At 70.3% G+C, this 21,382-nt stretch carries 20 protein-coding genes and 1 other RNA gene; 4 read left to right on the forward strand and 17 right to left on the reverse strand.

Annotated elements, in window-relative coordinates; genetic code table 11:
* Positions 1-72: 72 nt before the first annotated feature.
* The 13 genes from DJ017_RS08735 to DJ017_RS08795 form a co-directional block, all read right to left on the reverse strand.
* The gene (locus DJ017_RS08735) at positions 73-414 is read right to left on the reverse strand and encodes a hypothetical protein (protein WP_111528354.1); all 342 of its coding nucleotides are present in this window, start codon (positions 412-414) and stop codon (positions 73-75) included.
* Between the two features lie 10 nt (positions 415-424).
* Positions 425-2,509: a flagellar biosynthesis protein FlhA gene (gene flhA, locus DJ017_RS08740; protein ID WP_111528355.1), complete on the reverse strand. Its 2,085-nt coding sequence runs from the start codon at positions 2,507-2,509 to the stop codon at positions 425-427.
* 32 nt (positions 2,510-2,541) lie between these two features.
* A complete protein-coding gene (flbD, locus tag DJ017_RS08745) occupies positions 2,542-3,909 on the reverse strand; it encodes a sigma-54-dependent transcriptional regulator FlbD (protein ID WP_111528356.1) in 1,368 nt (455 codons plus the stop codon).
* A gap of 32 nt (positions 3,910-3,941) precedes the next feature.
* On the reverse strand, positions 3,942-4,259 hold the full coding sequence (fliN, locus tag DJ017_RS08750; RefSeq protein WP_111530027.1) for a flagellar motor switch protein FliN: 318 nt from the start codon (positions 4,257-4,259) through the stop codon (positions 3,942-3,944).
* A 47-nt stretch (positions 4,260-4,306) separates the two neighbouring features.
* Positions 4,307-4,963 (reverse strand): FliH/SctL family protein, encoded by a 657-nt coding sequence (locus DJ017_RS08755; RefSeq protein WP_111528357.1) that lies wholly within the window; start codon positions 4,961-4,963, stop codon positions 4,307-4,309.
* Complete coding sequence (gene fliG, locus DJ017_RS08760; RefSeq protein WP_111528358.1) at positions 4,963-5,985, reverse strand: flagellar motor switch protein FliG; 1,023 nt, start codon at positions 5,983-5,985, stop codon at positions 4,963-4,965. Before fliG ends, DJ017_RS08755 begins: the two co-directional genes overlap by 1 nt.
* Positions 5,985-7,634, reverse strand: coding sequence for a flagellar basal-body MS-ring/collar protein FliF (gene fliF, locus DJ017_RS08765; RefSeq protein WP_111528359.1), 1,650 nt, complete (start codon positions 7,632-7,634; stop codon positions 5,985-5,987). The genes fliG and fliF overlap by 1 nt, the downstream gene beginning before the upstream one ends.
* Before the next feature lie 110 nt (positions 7,635-7,744).
* Positions 7,745-9,919: a serine hydrolase domain-containing protein gene (locus DJ017_RS08770; RefSeq protein WP_111528360.1), complete on the reverse strand. Its 2,175-nt coding sequence runs from the start codon at positions 9,917-9,919 to the stop codon at positions 7,745-7,747.
* 80 nt (positions 9,920-9,999) lie between these two features.
* Positions 10,000-10,788: a C13 family peptidase gene (locus tag DJ017_RS08775; protein WP_111528361.1), complete on the reverse strand. Its 789-nt coding sequence runs from the start codon at positions 10,786-10,788 to the stop codon at positions 10,000-10,002.
* Position 10,789: 1 nt separating this feature from the next.
* A complete protein-coding gene (locus DJ017_RS08780) occupies positions 10,790-11,263 on the reverse strand; it encodes a PaaI family thioesterase (RefSeq protein WP_111528362.1) in 474 nt (157 codons plus the stop codon).
* Positions 11,263-11,715, reverse strand: a complete 453-nt coding sequence (locus DJ017_RS08785; RefSeq protein ID WP_377284611.1) for an SspB family protein — start codon at positions 11,713-11,715, stop codon at positions 11,263-11,265. Before DJ017_RS08785 ends, DJ017_RS08780 begins: the two co-directional genes overlap by 1 nt.
* A gap of 201 nt (positions 11,716-11,916) precedes the next feature.
* Positions 11,917-12,276: a transfer-messenger RNA gene (gene ssrA / locus DJ017_RS08790) on the reverse strand.
* Entirely contained in the window at positions 12,254-13,381 is a 1,128-nt protein-coding gene (locus DJ017_RS08795; protein WP_165830578.1) for a glycosyltransferase family 87 protein, read from the reverse strand. Before DJ017_RS08795 ends, ssrA begins: the two co-directional genes overlap by 23 nt.
* Positions 13,382-13,555: 174 nt before the next feature.
* Between DJ017_RS08795 and DJ017_RS08800 the strand changes: the two genes are divergently transcribed.
* Positions 13,556-14,146 (forward strand): inner membrane-spanning protein YciB, encoded by a 591-nt coding sequence (locus DJ017_RS08800; protein ID WP_111528364.1) that lies wholly within the window; start codon positions 13,556-13,558, stop codon positions 14,144-14,146.
* Here the strand turns inward: DJ017_RS08800 and DJ017_RS08805 are convergent.
* On the reverse strand, positions 14,094-15,056 hold the full coding sequence (locus DJ017_RS08805; RefSeq protein WP_193539994.1) for a hypothetical protein: 963 nt from the start codon (positions 15,054-15,056) through the stop codon (positions 14,094-14,096). The two genes, DJ017_RS08800 and DJ017_RS08805, sit on opposite strands and share 53 nt — an antisense overlap.
* Before the next feature lie 34 nt (positions 15,057-15,090).
* Positions 15,091-15,639, reverse strand: coding sequence for an acetolactate synthase small subunit (gene ilvN / locus DJ017_RS08810; protein ID WP_111528365.1), 549 nt, complete (start codon positions 15,637-15,639; stop codon positions 15,091-15,093).
* Positions 15,640-15,759: 120 nt separating this feature from the next.
* Here ilvN and DJ017_RS08815 point away from each other — a divergent pair, with 120 nt between their 5' ends.
* From DJ017_RS08815 to DJ017_RS08825, 3 genes are all read left to right on the forward strand, one after another.
* Complete coding sequence (locus DJ017_RS08815; protein ID WP_111528366.1) at positions 15,760-16,080, forward strand: DUF6665 family protein; 321 nt, start codon at positions 15,760-15,762, stop codon at positions 16,078-16,080.
* A 147-nt stretch (positions 16,081-16,227) separates the two neighbouring features.
* Entirely contained in the window at positions 16,228-16,800 is a 573-nt protein-coding gene (locus DJ017_RS08820) for a biliverdin-producing heme oxygenase (RefSeq protein WP_111528367.1), read from the forward strand.
* The gene (locus DJ017_RS08825) at positions 16,793-18,979 is read left to right on the forward strand and encodes a histidine kinase dimerization/phosphoacceptor domain -containing protein (protein ID WP_111528368.1); all 2,187 of its coding nucleotides are present in this window, start codon (positions 16,793-16,795) and stop codon (positions 18,977-18,979) included. The genes DJ017_RS08820 and DJ017_RS08825 overlap by 8 nt, the downstream gene beginning before the upstream one ends.
* On the opposite strand, the gene ybaK is transcribed toward DJ017_RS08825, so the two are convergent.
* Both ybaK and DJ017_RS08835 read right to left on the reverse strand, forming a co-directional pair.
* A complete protein-coding gene (gene ybaK / locus DJ017_RS08830; RefSeq protein ID WP_111528369.1) occupies positions 18,980-19,453 on the reverse strand; it encodes a Cys-tRNA(Pro) deacylase in 474 nt (157 codons plus the stop codon). It lies immediately after the preceding gene.
* A complete protein-coding gene (locus tag DJ017_RS08835; RefSeq protein WP_111528370.1) occupies positions 19,450-21,240 on the reverse strand; it encodes an acetolactate synthase 3 large subunit in 1,791 nt (596 codons plus the stop codon). The genes ybaK and DJ017_RS08835 overlap by 4 nt, the downstream gene beginning before the upstream one ends.
* Positions 21,241-21,382: the final 142 nt, after the last annotated feature.

Here is a 21,382-nt window from a genome sequence, read left to right on the forward strand (position 1 = left end):
GAGGACCCCTGCCGAACCGCTACCAGCCGCAAGCCTGCCCTGCAACGGGGCAGACCGTGCGGCGACTTCACCTCAGGCGAACACCCGCCCCACCGCTGCGCCGAGCGCGCCGGTGGCCAGCGAGGCCGCCACGACGATCCCGAGCACGAGCGCCGAGACATCCTTGAAACGCACGGACACGGCGAAGGCGACCAGCGCGCCGAGCGCGCCCGCCGCCGCCCCGCCCAGCAGGGCGGGAATGACCGACAGGCCGCACAGCCGCCCGTAGATCAGTCCCGCCGCGAGGGACAGGGTCACGCCGCCCACCGGCAGCAGGCCGACGCGGACGAACTCGTTGCGCCGCCCGGCCCACACCATGCCGCCCTGGAAGGCGAGGCCGACGCCGAAGGCGATCAGGAAGGCTGTGGGGTTCACGAGGATGGCCTCAGATCGCGCCGACGGTCTTCAGCCGCGCGCGCGGGTGGATCTCGTTCTGACTCATCACCGGGGTCTGGCCGCGGAAACGCTCGACGATGGAGCGGACGTAGGGCCGGATCATCGGGCTGGTCAGCAGCACCGGCGTCTCGCCCGAGAGGGCGGCGCGCTCGAAGGTCTCCCGGATCGCGCGGATGAAGTCCTGCAGGCGCGAGGGCGCCAGGGCGAGCTGCTTGTCCTCGCCCTGGCCGACCAGGGCTTCGGCGAAGGCGCCTTCCCACTCCGCGCTCATGGTGACGATCGGCAGGGCGCCGTCGTCGCCGCGGTAGGCGAAGCAGAGCTGGCGCGAGAGGCGGCCGCGGACCTGTTCGACGAGGTTGGTGATCGAGCTGGTGTGGGGGGCGGCCTCGCCGATGCCTTCGAGGATGGCCGGCAGGTCGCGGATCGAGACCCGTTCGCGCAGCAGCGACTGCAGGACGCGCTGCACCGTGGTCACCGAGACCACGTTGGGGATCAGGTCGGAGACCAGCTTCTTCTGCTCGGCCGGCAGCTCGTTCAGCAGCTTCTGCACCTCGGCGTAGGAGAGCAGGTCCGGCATGTTCTCCTTGAGGATTTCGGTGAGGTGCGTGGTCAGCACCGTGGCCGGGTCGACGATGGTGTAGCCGTGGAAGGTGGCTTCCTCGCGCAGGCTCTCGTCGATCCAGGTGGCGGGCAGGCCGAAGGCGGGTTCGCGCAGGTGCTCGCCAGGCAGCTCCACCTGGCCGCCGCGCGGGTCCATGGCCATCAGCTGGCCGAGGCGGACCTCGCCCGAGCCGGCCTCCATCTCCTTGATGCGGATGCAGTAGCCCTGCGAGGGCAGGCGCATGTTGTCGAGGATCCGCACGCTCGGCATGACGAAGCCGAAGTCCGCGGCCAGCGTCTTGCGCAGAGCCTTGATCTGGTCGGTGAGGCGGCGGCCCTCGAGGTCGTTGATCAGGCCCAGGAGGCCGTAGCCGAGCTCGATCTTGATCTCGTCGATGGCGAGAGTCTGGGAGATCGGCTCGTCTTCCTGCTGGGCGTCGGGCGCGATCTCCACGGCCGGCAGCTCGGGACCCTTCTGAGCCCGGCGCCAGGCCAGCGAGCCGGCCCCGATGGAGATGACCGCGAACGGCAGGATCGGCATGCCCGGGATGAAGGCGATGACGCCCGCCGCGGCCGAGACCATGCCGAGGCTGATCGGGTTCATGGCCAGCTGGGTGACCAGGGCCTTGTCGGCCGAGCCCTCGACGCCGGACTTGGAGACCAGCAGGCCGGCGGCGATCGAGATGACCAGCGCGGGGATCTGGCTGACCAGGCCGTCGCCGATCGACATGATCGTGTAGGTCGAGAACGCCTGGCCGATCGGCACGTGGTGCTGCACGACGCCGATGATGATGCCGCCTATGACATTGATGGCGAGGATCACCAGGCCCGCGATGGCGTCGCCGCGGACGAACTTCGAGGCGCCGTCCATGGCGCCGAAGAAGGTCGATTCCTGCTCCAGCTCCTTGCGGCGCTTCTTGGCCTCTTCCTGGTCGATGAGGCCCGAGGACAGATCGGCGTCGATGGCCATCTGCTTGCCGGGCATGGAGTCGAGGGTGAAGCGCGCCGCCACTTCGGCGATGCGGCCCGAGCCCTTGGTGATGACCACGAAGTTCACCACCACCAGGATGGCGAAGACGATGATGCCGATGACGAACGAGCCGCCCATCATCAGCTTGCCGAAGGCCTCGATGATGTGGCCCGCCCCGTGGACGCCCTCGTGGCCGTGGCCGAGGATCAGGCGCGTCGAGGCGATGTTGAGCCCCAGGCGGTAGAGGGTCGTGACCAGCAGCACCGACGGAAAGGCGGTGAACTCCAGCGGCCGCTTGATGAGCAGGGACGTCATCAGGATCAGCACGGCGGAGGTGATCGACATGCTGAGCAGGGCGTCCAGCATGAAGGCCGGGATCGGCAGGATCAGCAGGATGATGATCCCGATGATGCCGATCGCCAGGGCGACGTCGCCACGCGCCACCCAGCTCCACATCTCCTTCGGGGAGGGGCGCTCGGACAGCAGGGTGGAGATGTCGGCCATGGGTCAGGTCAGCCCGGTCAGATCGGCTCGGTTCAGGCGGCGCTCGCCGCGCTCTGCGGCGGCGGGACGGCGACGCCGGCGTCGGCGTACTCTTTGAGCTTGTTGCGCAGTGTGCGGATCGAGATGCCGAGGATGTTGGCGGCGTGCGTCCGATTGCCCAGGCAATGGCTGAGGGTGTCGATGATGAGCTGCTGCTCCATCTCCGCCACGGTCTGGCCGACGAAGGCGCGGGTGGCCGTCTCGGCCGCCAGCGAGGCGGCCTGGGCGGTGCGGGCCTGGGGATCGACCGCCGACAGCGGCTGGCCGTCGGGCAGGCGGATGGCCGCCTCGTCGATCTCGTGACCGGTGGAGAGCAGCACCGCGCGGTGCATGGCGTTCTCCAGCTCGCGGACGTTGCCGGGCCAGCGGTGCAGGGCGAGGCGGCGCTTGGCCTCCGCCGAGAGCGGGCGATCGGCGACGCCGTTGGCCGCGGCGTACTTCTTCACGAAGAACTCGGCCAGCGCGACGATGTCGCCCGGGCGCTCCCGCAGCGGCGGCAGGCGCAGGTTCACGACGTTCAGGCGGTAGAGCAGGTCCTCGCGGAAGGTCCCGTCGCGGACCGCCTGGGCGAGGTCGCGATTCGAGGTGGCGAGGATGCGGATGTCGACCTTCACGGGCTTGCTCCCGCCGACGCGGTCGATCTCGCGCTCCTGGATGGCGCGCAGCAGCTTGGCCTGAAGGCGGGCGTCCATCTCGGAGATCTCGTCGAGCAGCAGGGTGCCGCCGTTGGCCTCCTCGAACTTGCCGATGCGGCGGGCCACGGCGCCGGTGAAGGCGCCCTTCTCGTGGCCGAAGAGTTCGCTCTCCAGGAGGTTCTCGGGGATCGCGGCGCAGTTCACCGAGATGAACGGCCTGGCGACCCGGCGGGACTTCTGGTGGACGTAGCGGGCGACGACCTCTTTGCCGACGCCGCTTTCGCCGGTGATCAGGATCGAGGCGTCGGAGCCCGCCACCTGGTCGGCGAGGGTCATGACCTGCTGCATGGCCGGGTCGCGCACCACCATGGGACGGTTGTCGTCGGCGACGGCGGCCAGGACGGCCGCGATCAGCTCGGCGTCCGGCGGCAGGGGGATGAACTCCTTGGCGCCGGCGCGGATCGCGTCGGCGGCCCTGCGCGGGTCAGCCCCGACGCCGCAGGCCACGACCGGAGCGCGGATCCGCTCGGCCTCGTTCGCCGCGATCAGGGCGGCGATGTCGAGCTCGTAGTCGACCATCAGGAGGTCGGCGCCCTGGCCGGCGCGGAGCGCGTGGGTGGCCGCGGAGATGGTCTCCACATGGGCCACCTTGGCGCCTGCGCTCATCGCCATCTTCACGGCGGAGGCGAGCTGTCCGTTCAGTTGTCCGACGACCAGAAGCCGCATCGGAAGTCTCCTTACCTACTGCGCCAGGGCCATCAGGCCGCGGCGTCGCCGTCCTTGATGATTTCCGTCATGGTCACGCCCAGGCGCTCGTCGACGATGACGACCTCGCCGCGGGCCACCAGGCGGTTGTTGACGTAGATGTCGATCGCCTCGCCGACCTTGCGGTCGAGCTCGAGGATGCTGCCCTGCCCGAGCTGCAGGAGCTGGGCGACCGAGACGCTGGCCCGGCCGAGCACCGCCGAGATGCTCACCGGCACCTCGAACACCGGCTGCAGTTCGGCCGCCGTCTTGTCCTCGGCGATCGATTCCGGCAGCGCGCCTTCCTCCGGCGAGAACTCGTCGAGCTTCATTTCGCTCGGCGGCGGGGCTTGGTTGTCGATATCGCTCTCGGACATGGTCAGCCTTCCGGCTCGGTTTGAGCGCCAGGGATCAGGGGTTCGGCGTGCAGGCCCTCGGCGGCGAGCGCCTCTTCGAGGGCCGCGGTGACGCGGGCGGCAGCGGCCTCGGGATCGAACGCGGCCTGACCGTCGCCGAAATCGAGGCCGAAGGCGTGGGTCGGCAGGCCGGCGTCCGGCTTCACCTGGATGGCGCCGGCGTAGCCCGCCGCGCCGGCGAGTTCGGAGAGCACGCCCTGGATCCGCTCGGCGAGGTCGGGCGCGGCGGTGACGACGAGCCTCGGCGCGGCCTCGATCTCCTGGGAGAGGCTCGCCAGCGCCGCCTGGAGCGGCGCCTCGGGGAACCGGTCGAGGGCCGCGCCGGCGATGGCCCGGGCGCAGGCCAGCGACAGCCGCGCGGAGGTGACACGGTGCTCGTGGGCGACCTCAGCGAGCTTCGGCAAGGCCTGGTGGCAGGCGGCCGCGACGCCGGCGAGCGCCAGCTGTTGCTGGGCCGCGATCGAGGCGTGGGCCGCCTGCTCGCCTTCGGCGAAGGCCTTGCGGCGGATCTGCTCGACCTCCTCGGCGGAGAAGGTGCGCTTGGGCCGCGGCGCCTGAAAGGCGATGCCGCCGTCGGCGTCGAACACCGTGTCGAAGCTGAATTTCTGGAGTTCGGCCATTAGTAGACGAGCTCGTCGTCGCCGCCGGCCCCGGCCAGCATGATCTCGCCCTTGTTGGCGAGGTCCTTGGCAACCTGCACCATGGCCATCTGGGCCTGGTCGACGTCGCGCAGGCGGACCGGGCCCATGCTCTCCATGTCCTCGCGCATGATCTTGGCGGCGCGCTCGGACATGTTGGAGAAGAACTGCTCGCGCAGGCTGTCGGAGGCGCCCTTGAGGGCCAGGCCGAGCTGGTCCTTCTCGACCGCGCGGAGCAGGGTCTGGATGCCGCCCGGATCGAGTTTGGAGAGGTCCTCGAAGACGAACATCAGGGCGCGGATGCGCTCGGCCGCCTCGCGGTTGCGCTCCTCGAGGGCGGTGATGAAGCGGGCCTCGGTCTGGCGGTCGAAGGCGTTGAAGATCTCCGCCATCATCTCATGGCTGTCGCGCTTGGAGGTGCGCGCCAGGTTCGACATGAACTCGGTGCGCAGGGTCTGTTCGATCTTGTCGAGGATCTCGCGCTGGACGGGCTCCATGCGCAGCATCCGCATGACGCACTCGAGGGCGAAGTCCTCGGGCAGGGCGGCCAGCACCCGGGCGGCGTGCTCGGACTTGATCTTCGACAGCACCACCGCGACCGTCTGCGGGTATTCGTTCTTCAGATAGTTGGCGAGCACGGCCTCGTTCACGTTGCCGAGCTTGTCCCACATGGTGCGACCCGCCGGGCCGCGGATCTCCTCCATGAGCTGGTTGACCCGGTCCTCGGGCATCATCGCCGCGAGCAGCTTCTGGGTCTGTTCGAAGGAGCCCATGATCGCGCCGCCGCCGGACATGCCGGAGACGAACTCGACCATCAGGTCCTCGACCACGCTGGAGGTGACCGTGCCCAGGCTGGCCATTGCCTGGGAGACTTCCTTGATCTCGTCCTCGTCGAGCTGCTGCCAGACGCTGGCGTGCTCTTCGCCCAGCGCGAGCAGGATCACCGCGGCCTTCTCGGGGCCGGTGAGGCGGGACGGATCGACGACGGATTTGCCCTTCGCCATCAGGCGCTCTCATGCAGCCAGTTGCGGAGGATCGAGACCGACTCCTCCGGATGCTTCTCGACGAACTCGGCGACGCGCTTGACGGAGCTGGCCTTCACCTGACCCTCGATGCGGGCGATGTCGATCTTCGCGTCGAGGTCGCCGGCGACGGGCCCCGGCAGGGCGAGCTGCTGGCCGGTGGCGGGGTCGACGGTGACCTGCAGCGGCTGGCCGTCGGCGGTGGTGGTGATGTGGGTCACGCCCTGGCCGCTCGACAGCATCATCGGGGCAGGGGTGGCGCCGGTCGCCCCCTTCACCAGCGGCCGCACGATGAAGAACATCATCAGCAGGGCGACGATGCCCAGCACGCCCAGCTCGGCCGCGCGCATGATGTCGTTCTTGTCGAAGCCCATCAGCGGGTTGGCGGCGGTGACGCCCTCCGGGTCGGCGGTGGTGGGGAAGCGCACGTTGACCACCGTCACCTGGTCGCCGCGCTGCTGATTGAAGCCGACGGCCGAGCGGACCAGCTGGTCGATCTGCTGCATCTCCTGCTGCGAGCGGGGGGTGTAGGGGCCCGGCTTGCCGTCCTTGCCGACCGCGGTGACGCCGTCGACCGCGACCGCGACCGAGAGCCGCTTGATCGCGCCGGGGGCCTGGACCTCGGTTCGGGTGGTCTTGGAGATCTCGTAGTTGGTGGTGCTCTCCTGGCGGCCGCTGGCCGAGGAGTTGTTGTTCGAACCCGCGCCCACCGCGCCGCCGGGGACGTTGGCGGCGGCCGACACCTGGCCGGAGTTCTCGGGCTGATTCTCCTTGGAGTTCTCGTCGGTCGTCGATTCCGAGCGGACCACCTGGCCGTCCGGGTCGAAGGTCTCCTGCTGGGTGGTGACCTGGGCCATGTCGACGTCGGCCGAGACGTTCACCCGCGCCTTGCCGGCGCCGACGATGCCTTCGACCATCGCCTTCACCTGCTTGGCGATGCGCTGCTCGACCTCGGTCTTGCGGCCGTCGGCCTCGGCGGCCATGCCGGTGTCGCCGCCGGAGAGGGTCTTGGCGTGCTGGTCGACGACGGTGACCTTGTCGGGCTTCAGGCCCGGCACCGCCCCGGACACCAGGTTCTGGATGGCCCGAACGTTGTCGGCGTTGGGCTCGCGGCCGCCGACGCCGATCGTCACCGCCGCGGAGGGCTGCTCGGCCTCCTCCTCGAAGAGCTGGCGCTTGGGAATGACCAGGTGGACGCGGGCCGAAGTGATGCCGTCCAGGCTGCGGATGGTGCGGGCGAGCTCGCCCTCGAGGGCGCGCTGGCGGTTGAGCTGCTGGACGAAGTCGGTCTGGCCGAGGGCGTTGCCCTGGTCGAAGATCTCGTAGCCCACCGAGCCCGAGGTCGGCAGGCCCTTCGACGACAGCATCAGGCGGGTGGAGGCGACCTGGTCGCGCGGCACCAGGATGGTCGAGCCGTCACCCTTCACCTCGTACTTGATGCCGCCCTGGTCGAGCGCCTGGGTGATAGAGCCGGCTTCCTTGAGGTCCAGGTTGGAATAGAGCAGCGCCTTGGGCTGGCCCAGGTTGAGGCTCATGGCGAACAGCGCCGCCGCGACGCCGGCCCCGAGGCCAAGGATGGCGACCAGGCGTCCGATGCCGAACCTCTGAAGCGCCGCCAGGAACTGATTCACTTAAGGGCGTCCCTTCCCGAACAGCGGGCAGGCGCAGGCATTCCCCACCCCCCGCTAGGCAGGAATTACCCAGTGGATGGTAAACGCGGCCTTAAGGTTCAGCTTGCGGCTCAGCCGCTCCAGGGGCTGAGCGCGCCCCAGGTGGCGAGCAGGATCGAGAAGGCGGCATAGACGATCACCGTCAGGGTGAAGGCCGCCTTGCGTCCGTAGCTCCAGGAATCCACGCGCCGGCCGCCGCTCCAGACGGCGGGCAGGGCGGCGATGGTCACGAGGGTGAGGACCGCCGCCACCAGGGCGCAGGCCGAGCCCAGGATCAGCGAGGGATTGGGCCAGCCGTACATGAGCCAGGCGAGGTCGCCGGCGGCGTGGCTGAAGAAGGCGCCGAACAGGACCATGGCCAGCAGCCACAGGCCGGCCTGGATGTTCTGGACGATGCTGGCGCGGCTCTGGGTCAGGTTCTCGCGCAGGTCGCGGCGATTGCGGAACGCAAGTCCGATCAGGGTAAGCAGCGCGGCGAGGCCGGTCAGCGCGGCCATGAGCGCCAGCGTCCCGGGGCTCTTCCAGCCGGGTTCGCGTTCGTAGGCCGCCGCGTTGGCGTCCGGAACGATGGCCACGGCGCGACCGTCCTTCATACGCACGTCGAGGCGGCGTTCACCGTCGAGGCTGACGAAGCGGCCGCCGGAAGGGGCGCCGTCCGGAACCCAGGCCGTGGACTGGCCGAAGGACGAGAGCAGCAGCCGGCCGTCGGGCGTCACCCTGACGTCGACCCCGCCCGGCCCTAGCCGCATCACCAGCCCTTCCAGGCCGGAGTAGGCGCGGCGGGTGCTGACATAGTGGCCGGTGAAGGTCGCGGCCTCTCCCGCGAGCTCGGGCGAGCCGGCGCGCGGTGCGGTCTCGGGCGGGGCGTAGAAGTGGCGCACGATGGCCGGCGCGAGGCGGCTGGCGAGCTGGGCGCCGCCCTCGGTGTTCGTGGAGACGAAGACGCCGAGGTTCAGGCTCGGCACGACGACCATGTTGGAGAAGAAGGAGAGCGTGCCGCCGTCGTGGCCGTAGCCGGTCTGGCCGCCCGGCAGGCTGTAGACGACGAAGCCGTGCGCCCAGCCGTTGACGCCGCTCGCCGTCGCCTGGATGGGCGCGCGGATCGCGTGCGCCGTGGCGGGGCCATAGATGGTGGCGCCGTCCAGCGCGCCATCGCCGAGCAGCAGGAGCATGTAGCGGGCCATGTCGCCGGCGGTGGAGGAGGCGGCGCCGGCGGGCGCCACCTGTTCGATGAACTCGTAGGGCCGCGCCTTCAGCCCGCCGCCCGTCCAGCGGAACCCCTGCGAGACGTCGGCGGCGAGGCCGGCCGGCATGGGGGCTGGCAGGCCCGCCTTGGCCGCATGCGGCTCGCGGAAGGTGGTGTGGGCCATGCCCGCCGGACCGAGGATGTCGTCCTCGACGAGCTGTTCGTAGGGCTTTCGGGCGACGTTGGCGGCCGCTTCGCCGGCCAGGGCCGCGCCATAGTTGGAGTAGCTGGAAAGCTGGCCCGGCGGACGCACCCGCTTTGGCCGTTCCTGGCGCAGGTAGAGGTCCAGCGGCCGGACCCGTTCGAAGCGGTCCTCGAACAGGTGGCCGAGCGAGCGGTCCTCGAAGCCGGGCGCATGGTCCATCAGGTCGAGGATGCGGACTGGTCGGTCGAAGCCCTGGTCCTTCACCCGCAGCGGCTCGGGCAGGTAGGCGTTGACCGGCTGGTCGAGGCGCAGCCGCCCGGCCTCGGCCTGTTTCAGCACCTCGAGCCAGGTGAAGGTCTTGGAGATGGAGCCGATGCGGAACAGCGTCCGGTCAGGATCGACGCGCCGCGCGGGCGACAGGCTGGCGAAACCGTAGCCGCGCTTCATCACCACCTGCCCGTTCTGGACGACGCTGACGGTGACGCCGGCGATGTGCGCCTGGGCCATGGCGGCGCGTACGTAGCCGTCAACGAACCCGTCGAGTTCGCCGACCGGCAGCGGCTGCCCGGGCGCCAGACGCGCGCCGGCCTCGGCTTGCGGCGGGGCGGCAGCCGGAGCTTGAGGCGGCGTCGGCGGCAGGGCGGCCGGCCCGGACGGCGCAATGGCGGCCGGCGTCGTGCTCGCCGCCGGGGAAGCAGTCGCGGGCTTAGGCTTTGGCTTGGCGGCCTTGGGCTTCAGCTGGCTGTAGGGAATGGGATGGGACGGCAGCGGCGGCGCCTCGTCCTGGGCGCCGGCGCGCGGCGCGCCGAGCAGCACGGCGAGCGCCGCGACGGTGGCCGGAAGAATGGACCGCATCACCACGCCTGGCTGCCCCCGCGCCTGAAGTGACTTGTCGTAGAGGTTGTAGATGCCGCCCTGAGTCCCTCAAAGCGAAGTCAGTGCGTCGCGGCGCTCGTGAAGGTCAGCAGCGGCAGGATGGGCCGCAGGTTGCCGCCGACGAAGAGCTGCGGCTCTGACGGCGGACCGGCGCCCGTCTCGGCTTCCTTCGCCGCAACGCAGGCCTGCACGGCGCGCCCGAGCCCGGTGAAATCGCGGGCCCCCTTCATCGACTGCAGGAAGCAGTCGTCGAAGTAGGGGTACTTGTCGGCCTCGCCGCAGCCGAAGGACGAGCGATCAGGGCGCGCGGCGGTGAGCACCATGCGGTTGGCGCGCGCAAGGGTGGGCACGAAAACGCCGGAGAAGCAGGCGGAGATCACCACCACGGTCGGCCGCTTGCCGCAGGTCCGGTCCAGCATGGTGTCGAGCACGCCGGGCGCGAGGACGTGGTCGTCGACGATCGCGCCGGCCGGCGAGCCGTGGGAGCTCAGGTAGAACATGCAACCCGCGGACGTCTTTGAAGTCAGGTCGCCGAGATCCTCGTAGATCCCGTTGAGGTCGGACTTGGCTGGGCGGGTGTCGTGGTAGCGCTCCGGGCGCACGGAGTATTGGCGCAGGTTGGCCGGCTGGAAGCCGGCCTGCTCGAGGGCGCGGGCGACATCGCGGCGGGCGTTGTCGAAGGCCTCCGAGGGACCGCCGGAGTGGGCGTGCCAGTCGCCGGCGACGACGACCGCGGCCCAATCCTTAAAGGCGCTGGGCTGGAAGGCGCCCGGCTGGCCGGGCGATGCAGCGGCGGCGGGCTGCGCAAGACCGAGGAGAAGACCCCAGACCAGCGCGACCCACCGCATGTCACTTGCCCTTGTAGCTGGCGAATGGCGTGGGGATCGCCGTCCCGGTGCCCTTGGCGAGGAGCCGGCCCTCCGGATCATAGAGCTCGCCCTCGGTGAAGGCGACCCGGCTGCCCCAGCGGACCACCTTGCCGATCCCGCGGATCTTCCCCGGCTGGGCGGGGCGGAAGAAGGTGGTCTTCATCTCGGCGGTCGGCGCGACGTGGGTCATGCCCGAGGCGACCATGCAGGCGACGCTCATGCATTCGTCGAGCATGGCGCAGAGATAGCCACCCTGGATCTGCTTCATCGGGTTGAGCAGCAGTTCGGCGCGGGCGTCGAACTCCACCTCGACCGACTTCTCGGCCTGGCTCACCGCGACCATGCGGAAGCCGAGGGTCTGGGAGCCGGTGGGCTGGTTCTTGCTGCGCAGGAACCGGGCAAGGATGGCCTCGTCGGTCAGGGCCTCAGGCTCGGGGCTCGCGACGTCGGTCATTATTTCTTCCGGAACTGGTCGAGGGAAACGATCTTGGACCCGTCCTCGCCGGTGGGCGGCTCGGGCGAGGTCTCGGGCGTCTCGGCGGGCTTGGCCTCGGCCGGCGTGGCGGGCGGCGCCTCGAACTGCAGCAGGAATTGCACCGAGGGGTCGTAGAAGCGGGTCACGGCCGAGTAGGGCACCGAGAGCCGCTTCGGCTGGCCGGAGAACTGCAGGGTCACCGAGAAGAAGGTCTCGCCCGGGGCGAGGTCCCAGTACTGGTGCTGCAGGACGATGGTCATCTCGTCCGGGTACTTGGCGAGCAGGTCGCTCGGGCCCGAGACGCCGGGCGCGTCGGTCTTGAAGGTGATGTAGAAGTGGTGCGCGCCGGGAAGGCCCTCGGACGCCGCGCGCTTGAGGGCGGACTTCACCACCCCGCGCAAGGCCTCCTGGGCCATGGCGTCATAGTGCATCAGGTCCTGAGCCGGCGGGTCCTGAGCCACTTGAATCTCCCAACGGAACGCTACCCTCAAAGGGTAACGCCTGAACGTACGCGCGCAAGGCGGCATTCGCGAGTGCGAAACGAACAGGGGCGGCCCTGCGGACCGCCCCCTAAATCGGTGGAGGGGTTCTGTCGCCAGGCCCCCTCATGGGCTGCATCGCCCCTGCAATTCGGTGGAGGGGTTCTGTTGCCAGGCCCCCTCCGAGCCCCGCCTTACGGTGCTAACCGCAAGGGCTTTAGGTTGAAGTCAGCGCGCGCTTACGCGGCGAGCCGAACTTCAGAAGCGAAGTTATCGTTCGCATCTATCAAAAGACCCGAAACGGTGGGTCAGGCCGGGAGAAAGCTACGCCTTTACACGTCTGTCGATCCTGATCGGCCCCGCACTTGCCCGGCGATACCCGGGGGAAGATTTGGTGGAGCCGCCGGGAATCGCACCCGGGTCCAGTCCGCTTATTACGCGCGCGTTTATCCCCATAGTCGGGCAAGCCCGACGCCCATGAATATAGGGATCAACCGTTCCGAATTAAAGACGCCTCGGGCTCGCGGCCGAGGAACGGCGGCAGGGGCAGGGCCTTGAGCAGCGGCAGGCTGAGCGTCGCGGCCAGCGAGAAGAAGGCCGGATGCAGCACGATCGCCTGCAGCACGGCGGCTGCGGCGTAGGCGGGCCAGCGCGGGTCGCGGGTGCGCGCCAGGTAGGCGGCGGTGGCCGGCGCGAAGAGGGCCAGTTCGTAGTTCATGGCGTAGGGCGAGATCAGGAAGGCCCCGCCGAAGAGGGCGATGATCTTGTCGGAAAGGTCGGCGCCGCGCCGGAACGTCAGCCACACCCACAGCGCCGCGCCCGGCGCGAGCAGCAGGGCCCAGGAGCCCTCCTGGCGCCAGTAGGTGAGCGCCGCATAGGGAGTGATCGCGTTGGCCACCAAAAGGCGGGCATGGGAGACGAGGTATTCGAAGCGCGACAGGGCGCCCAGCCACTCGAACCAGGGCTGCAGGCCGAAGACGGCGGCGGAGACGGCGCACAGCACGAGGCCGGTGACGCCGGTGGCGACGATCGTCGTCCAGCGACGCTCGGCGATCAGCGCCAGGGGAAGAAGCATCAGGAGCTGCGGCTTCATCGCCGCGGCGCAGCCGAAGAGGACGCCGGCGATGATCGGGCTGGAGGTCAGCGCCAGGCCCGCCATGACCAGGCCGCCCAGCAGGAAGGTCGCCTGGCCGCAGAAGGCGGCGAAGGCCACCCAGGGAATCAGCGGGAACCACTTGGGCGCCCCAGCCTTGACGCCGGCCCAGACGAAGAAGGCGCCGGTGGCCAGCGTCCAGACGATATAGCTGAGGTTCCACGGCGCCAGGGCGAAGGGCGTCAGGAGCAGGAGCGCCGAGGGCGGATAGGCGTAGGGGCGAAGCTTGCCGGGCCCGAGCGGCCAGCCCTGCAGCTCCGACACATAGTGGAAGTCGTAGAGCTTGCCGATGTCGGTGAGCGCCGCCTTACCGCCCGCCCACAAGCCGGCGAAGTCGACGCCCGCCGGCTGAAGCTTGAGCAGGTTCAAGGTGCCGAGGCTGAGCGCGAGGAAGCCGAGCAGCACGGCCAGCAGGACCGGCGTGGTCAGGCGCTCGCGCAGCGTCGGGGCGGACGTCAAGGACATGGGGCGGCTGTAAAACCCATACCGGCCCCCCCTTGCAAGCGCCTTGGCGCCGCTCGCGAAGCGCGGATCGACGCGCCCTTTCCGTGAGCAGCCACCTATTCTTCGCGAGCGGATTCTGAGCGCGGCCGGCGTCTCGCTAGCCTTGCGGGCGATCCTCAACGCCGGAGACTTCCGATGTCCAACCTCGTCCGCGCCCTGCGCCCGCTGGCCTGGGACTTCCTGTCCACCCTCGTGTTCGCCACCCTCGTCGCCCTGCACGTGGACGCCCGCGCGGCCACCGCCCTGGCGATCGGCACGGGCCTCGTCCAGCTGGCGGCGGTGCGACTGAGGGGCGGGCGGATCGAGTTGCTGCAGTGGGCCGGCCTTGGCCTCACCCTGGTGTTCGGCGGGCTGAGCCTGGCGACTCACGACCCGCGGTTCATCATGGCCAAGCCGAGCCTCATCTACCTCGCCATCGCCGCCGTGATGCTGAAGCGCGGCTGGATGCTCCGCTACATCCCCGCCATCGCCCAGGGCCACGCCGAGGACCTCGCCGTCGGGTGGGGTTATGCCTGGTCGGCGCTGATGGGGGCGACCGCGGCGGCCAACCTGATCGTGGCGGTGTGGTTCGCGCCGCAATGGCCGGCGTTCATGGCCATCGCGCCGGCGGCCTCGAAGCTGGCGCTGTTCCTCGTGCAGTACGTCAGCATGCGCATCGTGATCCGCGGGCGGATCAACGCGGCCCAGGCGGCGGGACTGCAGGCTGCGGAACTGCAGGCGGCGTAGCGGCTTCCGCCTGCGGCGCGGGCTCGGCGCCGATCGGGGCGGCGGCCGGCTGGGCGCGGCCGTTCGGGTCGGGACGCAGGGCGCCGCCGCGCGCGAGCAGCGCCTGGTAGGCCTGCCGCGCCTTGGCGAAGTTGACGCCGGCGGGGAACAGCACGTCAAACCGCCCGTCCTGGCCGAGGGCGGCGCGCAGGGTGGGCTCGAGCGCATCGGCCACCTGGCCGTACTCGGCCTCGTCGCAGGCGCGGTGCAGCGAGCGCGAGCGGCCCGGGACCACGAGGGTCACGTCGTAGGAGACGCCGTCGATGCAGACGCCCTCGGACGCGCCGCCGCCCTCGTCGACGCTGACCAGCCGCGGCGCCTGCCACATGGGATGGCTGCGCAGGGCCAGGAAGGCCTGGGCCGAGCCGGCCGGCAGCTCGGCGTCGAAGCCGATCCGGCGGGTGATCTGGGCCTCACAGCAGGCAAGGCCCGCGCGGCCCTGGACGAAGGCCTGGCCGTCGCGGCGGACGATGACGCGGGACACCGCCTGCCGCACGCTGTTGGCCGGCCGCACCCACACCTCGAGGATCATCTCGCCCTGATGCAGCACCTGCCACTGCAGCGGCATCAGGCCCCAGAGGCGGTAGGTGGAGGCGTCGACGCCGTTGTCGATCGCCGCCAGCCGCTGGCCGCGCGGGATGCGCCGGCCGGCGAGCGGATCGGCGGCCTCGGCGGGCTTGGGCCGCTTGTCCTCCCACCAGCTCTTCGGGTCCGGGGGCGGATAGGGCCAGATGTCGGCTTCGGCGGGCGGCAGATCGGCCGGCGGGGCGGCGACGGGGACCTGGCCCGCCGGCGCACGGCGGAGCAGCTGCGCGTGGCTGGCCCCTGCGCAGGCGGCGATCATCAGGCTGGTGAGAAGGATCCGGCGCACGCCTATTCAGCGCGCGAGCCGGAGCGCGGTTTCGCTAGAGCGCCTCGACGCCGCGCTGGATCGAGAGGACGCCGGTGCGGGAGACCTCGACGAGGCCGAGGGGGCGCATCAGCTCGATGAAGCTGTCGATCTTGGACGGCGCGCCGGTGAGCTCGAAAACGAAGCTCTCGTGGGTGGTGTCGATGACCTTGGCGCGGAAGATGTCGGAGACGCGCAGGGCCTCGACCCGCTCGGCGCCCGTGCCGCGCACCTTCACCAGGGCGAGCTCGCGTTCCAGGCCGTTGGGGTCGCGGCTCACGTTCTGGACGTGGCGCATTGAGACCATCTTCTGGAGCTGGGCCTCGATCTGGGTGAGCACCTGGGGCGTGCCGCGGGTGACGATGGTGATGCGGCTGGTGTGCGCGTTGCGGTCGGTCTCGGCGACCGTCAGGCTCTCGATGTTGTAGCCGCGCGCCGCGAACAGGCCGACGACCCGGTGCAGCACGCCCGGCTCGTTGTCCACCAGGCAGGCGAAGGTGGCGAGGCTCTCGGCTTCCTCGGTGTGGGCGAGGTCGTAGACGGAGGCGGGCTGGGCGTCGGTCATGGCGTGGACCCTTAGCGCGCCGGCCGGGGAGTGTCATCCGGCCGTTGCGGCAGATGGGTGGCCGGACTCGTGAGAATTGCGCCGCTTGCGCGGCCAACGACATCGGCCAACATCGCTCCCGTGTCCCTTCGCCTGCCGAGCCTGACCAAGCGCCTCCGGATCCAGACCGGCGAGGCCGTGCTCCAGTACGAGCTGATGGAGGAGCAGGCTCATGCGCTCGGCCGCTCCGGCAAGAAGGTGGAGGCCGCGCTGGCGGCTCTGAAGGCGCACGACGACGCGGGCGGCCGAGCCGAGGCGCGCGGCCCGCTGCTCAAGGCGGCGGCCGATGCAGTGTGGGGCTTCCTGGTCCAGCGCGAAGCCATGGGTCTGCGCGACCGGGCGGCGGTGGTCGCCCAGTACGGCATCCCGAAGGAAGTGCTGAACCGGATGGGCGCGCGTTAGGCGCCGGTCTGCCCGCTTAACCGGCGCCCAGCGCTTTTCTCAATTGCCACGCTTGTTGCTGGCACCGTTCGCCCCCACAAGCCTGGGGATGTATCGTCACAGATCCCTCGCCCCGGTCTTGTCCCGCCGTCCCCGCGTTGGGTCCTGATGATCAGTGACGCTCACCGCCTCCTCCGCGAGGCGACGCAGGCTGCGCATGCGCAACTTGAGGAGCGGATCGACATCCATCGGCGCATCGCAGACCTCTCCGGCCGCCGCCGCCTGGCGCGGGGCTACTGGCGGCTGCATGCCGAGGTCGAAGCCGCCGCTGCGCCCTGGCTGGAGGCGCTGGCCGGTCTCGACTTCGCCGCTCGCCGGCGCAGCGCCCTGATCGCTCGCGAGCTCGCGGCGCTGGGGGGCGAGCCGCCGGCAGAGGCGGAGATGGCGTCGCCGACCGCCTCAAGCCGGGCCGAGGCGCTGGGCCTGCTCTACGTGCTGGAAGGCTCGACGCTTGGCGGGCGCATGATCCGCCGGCAGGTGGCCGCCGGCGGCGGCGACTTCACCGGCCTGGGCTTCCTCGATCCCTATGGCGATGCGGCGGGCGACCGCTGGCGCGCCTTCCTTTCCGTGCTGGCCGTGGAGGCGGGCGAAGGGCCGGCCATCGCGGCCGCCGTGTGCGGCGCTCTGACGGGCTTCCGTCACGCCGAGGCCCGTCTCTGTGAAGAGCCTTCCCATGTCTGACCTCCTGGCCCTCGTCCCGCCGGCGTTCGATCTCGACGACTGCGCCCGCGAGCCGATCCACATCCCCGGCGCGATCCAGCCGCACGGGGTGATGCTGGTCATCGATCCGTCGAGCCAGGAGATCCGCTGCCTGGCCGGCGATGTGGCGCGCCTGTTGGGGGCGGAGGCCCGGATCGGCGCCAGCCTCGGGGAGGTGCTGGGCGACGATTTCGCGGCTCGGGTGGCGCAGGTGACCCATTCCAGCGCCGTCGCCGGCTACGCGGGCCGGCTGGAGCGCGAGGGGCGGGCGCTGGACGTCTCGGCTCACGTGTCGCCGAACGTCTCTGGCGAGGTGCTGGTGGTCGAGATCGAGCCGGCGCTCAGCCCCGCCATGCCGGCGGCCGTTTTGCTGGCCCAGCTCGAGGCCGCGGGCGCGGCCTTCGAGCGTGCGTCGAACCTGAAGGCGCTGTGCGAGCGGGCGGCGATCGAGTTCCGCCGACTCACCGGCTTCGACCGGGTAATGATCTACCGCTTCCTGGATGACGAGGCCGGCGCGGTGCTGGCGGAGAGCGTCGCGGAGGGAATGTCCTCCTTCCTCAACCATCACTTCCCAGGCTCGGACATCCCGGCCCAGGCCCGCGCCCTCTATGTGCGCAACCTCGTGCGCGTGATCCCGGACGTCGCCTACGAGCCGGCGCCGCTTCGGCCCGCGTGGGACGGGTCAGATCCGCTCGACATGAGCGACAGCGTGCTGCGCAGCGTCGCGCCGGTGCACATGCAGTACCTGCGCAACATGGGGGTCGGCGCCTCGGCGTCCATCTCGATCGTCAAGGACGGGATGCTGTGGGGCCTGGTCGCCTGCCACCACCAAAGCCCCAAGCTGATGCCCTACGACGTGCGGGCGGCGAGCCGCGCGCTCGCCGGCGCCCTGGCCCGCCAGGTTCGCGCCAAGGAGGAGGCGGAGGCCTATCGTGAGCGACTGCGCCTGCGCGGCATGGAGGACGAGGTCGCCTCCCGCTTCGCGCGGCTCGGCGGGCTGGAAGCCAACCTCGAGACGGGCGTCGCGGAGCTGCGCCGGGTGATGGACGCCGATGGCGTGGCGGTGCTGCGCGGCGCTGCGCTCTACGCCGACGGCGTCCGGCCGCCGGCGCATGCCATCCGGGACCTGGCGGCCTGGGTGCTGGCGCGCGGGGCGGAGCCGCCGTTCGCCACCAGCGAACTCTCCCAGGTGCTGCCTCATATGGCGGAGCACCAGGCCGAGGCGAGCGGACTGCTGGCCACGGTGGTCAATCCCGAGGAGCCGTTCGTCGTCCTCTGGTTCCGGGCCGAGGCCGTGGAGCTGGTCAACTGGGCGGGCAATCCGCACAAGGCGGTGTCGCTCGGACCGGGCGAGGCGTTGACGCCGCGAGCTTCCTTCGAGGCCTGGCGCGAGACCGTTCGCGGCCGTTCGCGGCGCTGGACGCTGGCCGAACTCGACGCGGCGGTTCGGCTGCGCGACCTGCTGCTCGATCAGCGCGCCCAGCGCCGGCTGCGCGACATGAACCAGCAGCTCACCGTGACGCTCAGCGAGAAGGACGGCCTGCTGCAGCAGAAGGAGATGCTGCTGAAGGAGGTCAACCACCGCATCCAGAACAGCCTGCAGCTGGTCTCGAGCTTCCTTGGCCTGCAGTCGCGGGCGACGGGCGATCCGATCCTGCACGCCGCCTTCGAAGAGGCGCGCAGCCGGCTGAGCGCCGTGGCCCTGGTGCACCGGCGGCTCTATCGCGCCGACCAGATCGAGACCGTGGACCTCGGTCGCTACCTCGAGGACCTGATCGGCGAGATGAGCCACGCCATGGGCGAGGAGTGGGCGGGCAAGATCAGCCTGGCCACCGATCCTGTGCTCGTGCCCACCGACCGCGCCGTGACCATCGGCCTGGTGGTCACCGAGCTGGTGATCAACGCCAACAAGTACGCCTACGGCGGCGCGCCGGGACCGATCGAGGTGTCGCTGGAGGCGGCGGGAGCGAAGCTGCGGGTCATCGTCGCCGATCGAGGGCGGGGCAAGCAGCGCAGCGAAACGGGCGGCGGATTCGGCAGCCGGATGATGTCGGCAATGGTCAAGCAGCTGTCCGGCGAGATCCTGCAGGCGGACAACCGGCCGGGCCTGCGGGCGATCCTCACCGCCCCGGTGGAAGCGGCGCTGCAGCCCGCGGAATAGTCAGCTCGCCACCGCGGCGACCCTGGCGTCCAGGACCTTCACGAGATCGGCCGGGGCGAGGCGGACCTGCAGGCCGCGCTGGCCGCCGTTGACGTAGGCTTCGGTGAGCTCTGCGGCCGCGGCGTCGATGACCGTCGGCAGGCGCTTCTTCTGGCCGAAGGGACTGACCCCGCCGACCCGGTAGCCGGTGGTGCGCTCGGCGAGCGGAACGGGCGCCATCTCGGCCGACTTGGCGCCGAGCGCGGCGGCCAGGCGCTTCATCGAGACCTCGCGGTCCGAAGCCAGCACCACACAGGCGGGCTTGCCGTCGGCGACGACGATCAGGGTCTTCAGCACCTCGGAGGGGGGCGCGCCGAGCGCCTCGGCGGCCTGCAGCCCAATTCGGTCGGCGTCGGGATCGTAGGCGTAGGTCGTCACGCTGTAGGCGACGCCCGCCTTGTCGAGCGCCGCGGTCGCCGGGGTCGCCCTACTCAAACCAGCCGCTTGCCGGCGTCGTCGATGATCGAGCCGAGGTCGCGGGATTCCTCGGCCATGATCATCTCGTTGTGCGCCTTGCCGGACGGGATCATCGGGAAGCAGTTCTCTTCCTTGGTGACCCGGCAGTCGAAGATCACCGGCTTGTCCACCGAGATCATCTGGCGAATGGCGTCATCGAGCTCGTCCGGATGCTCGGCCCGGATGCCGACCGCGCCATAGGCCTCGGCCATCTTCACGAAGTCCGGCAGGCTGGCCGAATAGGAGTGGGAGTAGCGCTCGCCGTGCAGCAGCTGCTGCCACTGGCGCACCATGCCCATCCACTCGTTGTTGAGGATGAAGATCTTGATCGGCAGCTCGTACTGAACCGCGGTCGACATCTCCTGCATGGTCATCTGCACGCTGGCGTCACCGGCGATGTCGATCACCAGGCTCTTGGGATGGGCCATCTGGACGCCGACGGCGGCCGGCAGGCCGTAGCCCATGGTGCCGAGGCCGCCGGAGGTCATCCAGCGGTTCGGTTCGTTGAAGTGGTAGAACTGGGCGGCCCACATCTGGTGCTGGCCGACCTCGGTGGTGATGAAGGTGTCGCGGTCCCTGGTCAGCTCGTAGAGGCGCTGAATCGCGTACTGCGGCTTGATGAGCTTGTCGTCCTGCCGGTAGCGGAAGGAGTCCCGGGCGCGCCAGGCCTCGATCTCGCGCCACCAGTCGCCGAGCGCGGCCTTGTCGGTCTTGTAGCCGCGGCTCTTCCAGGCGGCGATCAGATCCTCCAGCACGCTCGCCGCATCGCCGACGATGCCGACGTCGGCGCGGACGTTCTTGCCGATCGAGGAGGCGTCGATGTCGATGTGGATCTTCCGCGAGGTCGGCGCGAAGGCGTCGAGGCGGCCGGTCACCCGGTCGTCGAACCGCGCGCCGATGGCGACCATCACGTCGCAGTCGTGCATGGCGTTGTTGGCCTCGAACGAGCCATGCATGCCGACCATGCCCAGCCACTTCTTGTCCGCGGCCGGGAAGGCGCCGAGACCCATCAGGGTGGAGGTGACCGGCGCGCCGGTGATCTCGGCCAGTTCGCGCAGCAGCTCGGCTGCGCGCGGGCCGGCGTTGATGACGCCGCCGCCCGTGTAGAGGATCGGCCGGCGCGCGCCGGCGATCAGGGCGGCCGCCTCGGCGATGCGGGCCGGGTCGCCCTTGGTGCGCGGCTGGTAGTTGTGCGAGTGGGTGACCTCGGCCGGGCCCTTGTAAGGGGCCTTGGCGAACTGCACGTCCTTGGGGATGTCGATGACCACCGGGCCAGGGCGGCCGGAGGTGGCGATGTGGAAGGCCTCGTGCAGGATGCGCGGCAGCTCCTCGACCGACTTCACCAGGTAGTTGTGCTTGGTGCACGGCCGGGTGATGCCGATGGTGTCGCATTCCTGGAAAGCGTCGGTGCCGATCAGGTGCGTCGCCACCTGGCCGGTGATGACGATCAGAGGGATGGAGTCCATCAGGGCGTCGACGATGCCGGTGATGGCGTTGGTCGCGCCGGGGCCCGAGGTGACGAGGACGACGCCGGGCTTGCCGGTGGAGCGGGCGTAGCCCTCGGCGGCATGGGTCGCGCCCTGCTCGTGGCGGACCAGCACGTGCTGCAGCCGCGGCTCGGCGAAGAGCGCGTCGTAGATCGGCAGCACCGCCCCGCCCGGATAGCCGAACAGCACCTCGACGCCCTGGTCGATGAGGGCGCGAACGACGATCTCCGCGCCGGAGATGACGTCTTGTTGGGCTTCGATGGTCTGGTGGGCGGTCATCGGGTGGGACCTTGGCGTGGGGGCAATAAAAAAGGCCCGCGGGGGGCCTGGGTGCAAGCGACCGTTCGGATCTGACGCGGATCGTCAGACCGGTTGCGGCCGCCCTACGAGTACAAGAATTCCGCGCACGTGCGTTCCTCGA

The organism is Phenylobacterium soli (assembly GCF_003254475.1).
GTDB lineage: Bacteria > Pseudomonadota > Alphaproteobacteria > Caulobacterales > Caulobacteraceae > Phenylobacterium > Phenylobacterium soli.

Coding starts and splice junctions, on each gene's coding strand:
- DJ017_RS08835 (WP_111528370.1), bottom strand. CDS start 21,240: ATGACCGCCCACCAGACCATCGAAGCCCAACAAGACGTCATCTCCGGC.
- ilvN (WP_111528365.1), bottom strand. CDS start 15,639: ATGACCGACGCCCAGCCCGCCTCCGTCTACGACCTCGCCCACACCGAG.
- DJ017_RS08820 (WP_111528367.1), top strand. CDS start 16,228: ATGATCAGTGACGCTCACCGCCTCCTCCGCGAGGCGACGCAGGCTGCG.
- DJ017_RS08755 (WP_111528357.1), bottom strand. CDS start 4,963: ATGGCCGAACTCCAGAAATTCAGCTTCGACACGGTGTTCGACGCCGAC.
- DJ017_RS08775 (WP_111528361.1), bottom strand. CDS start 10,788: ATGCGGTGGGTCGCGCTGGTCTGGGGTCTTCTCCTCGGTCTTGCGCAG.
- DJ017_RS08800 (WP_111528364.1), top strand. CDS start 13,556: ATGTCCAACCTCGTCCGCGCCCTGCGCCCGCTGGCCTGGGACTTCCTG.
- fliN (WP_111530027.1), bottom strand. CDS start 4,259: ATGAAGCTCGACGAGTTCTCGCCGGAGGAAGGCGCGCTGCCGGAATCG.
- DJ017_RS08780 (WP_111528362.1), bottom strand. CDS start 11,263: ATGACCGACGTCGCGAGCCCCGAGCCTGAGGCCCTGACCGACGAGGCC.
- flbD (WP_111528356.1), bottom strand. CDS start 3,909: ATGCGGCTTCTGGTCGTCGGACAACTGAACGGACAGCTCGCCTCCGCC.
- DJ017_RS08825 (WP_111528368.1), top strand. CDS start 16,793: ATGTCTGACCTCCTGGCCCTCGTCCCGCCGGCGTTCGATCTCGACGAC.
- DJ017_RS08785 (WP_377284611.1), bottom strand. CDS start 11,715: ATGCACTATGACGCCATGGCCCAGGAGGCCTTGCGCGGGGTGGTGAAG.
- fliG (WP_111528358.1), bottom strand. CDS start 5,985: ATGGCGAAGGGCAAATCCGTCGTCGATCCGTCCCGCCTCACCGGCCCC.
- DJ017_RS08795 (WP_165830578.1), bottom strand. CDS start 13,381: ATGTCCTTGACGTCCGCCCCGACGCTGCGCGAGCGCCTGACCACGCCG.
- DJ017_RS08770 (WP_111528360.1), bottom strand. CDS start 9,919: ATGCGGTCCATTCTTCCGGCCACCGTCGCGGCGCTCGCCGTGCTGCTC.
- flhA (WP_111528355.1), bottom strand. CDS start 2,509: ATGGCCGACATCTCCACCCTGCTGTCCGAGCGCCCCTCCCCGAAGGAG.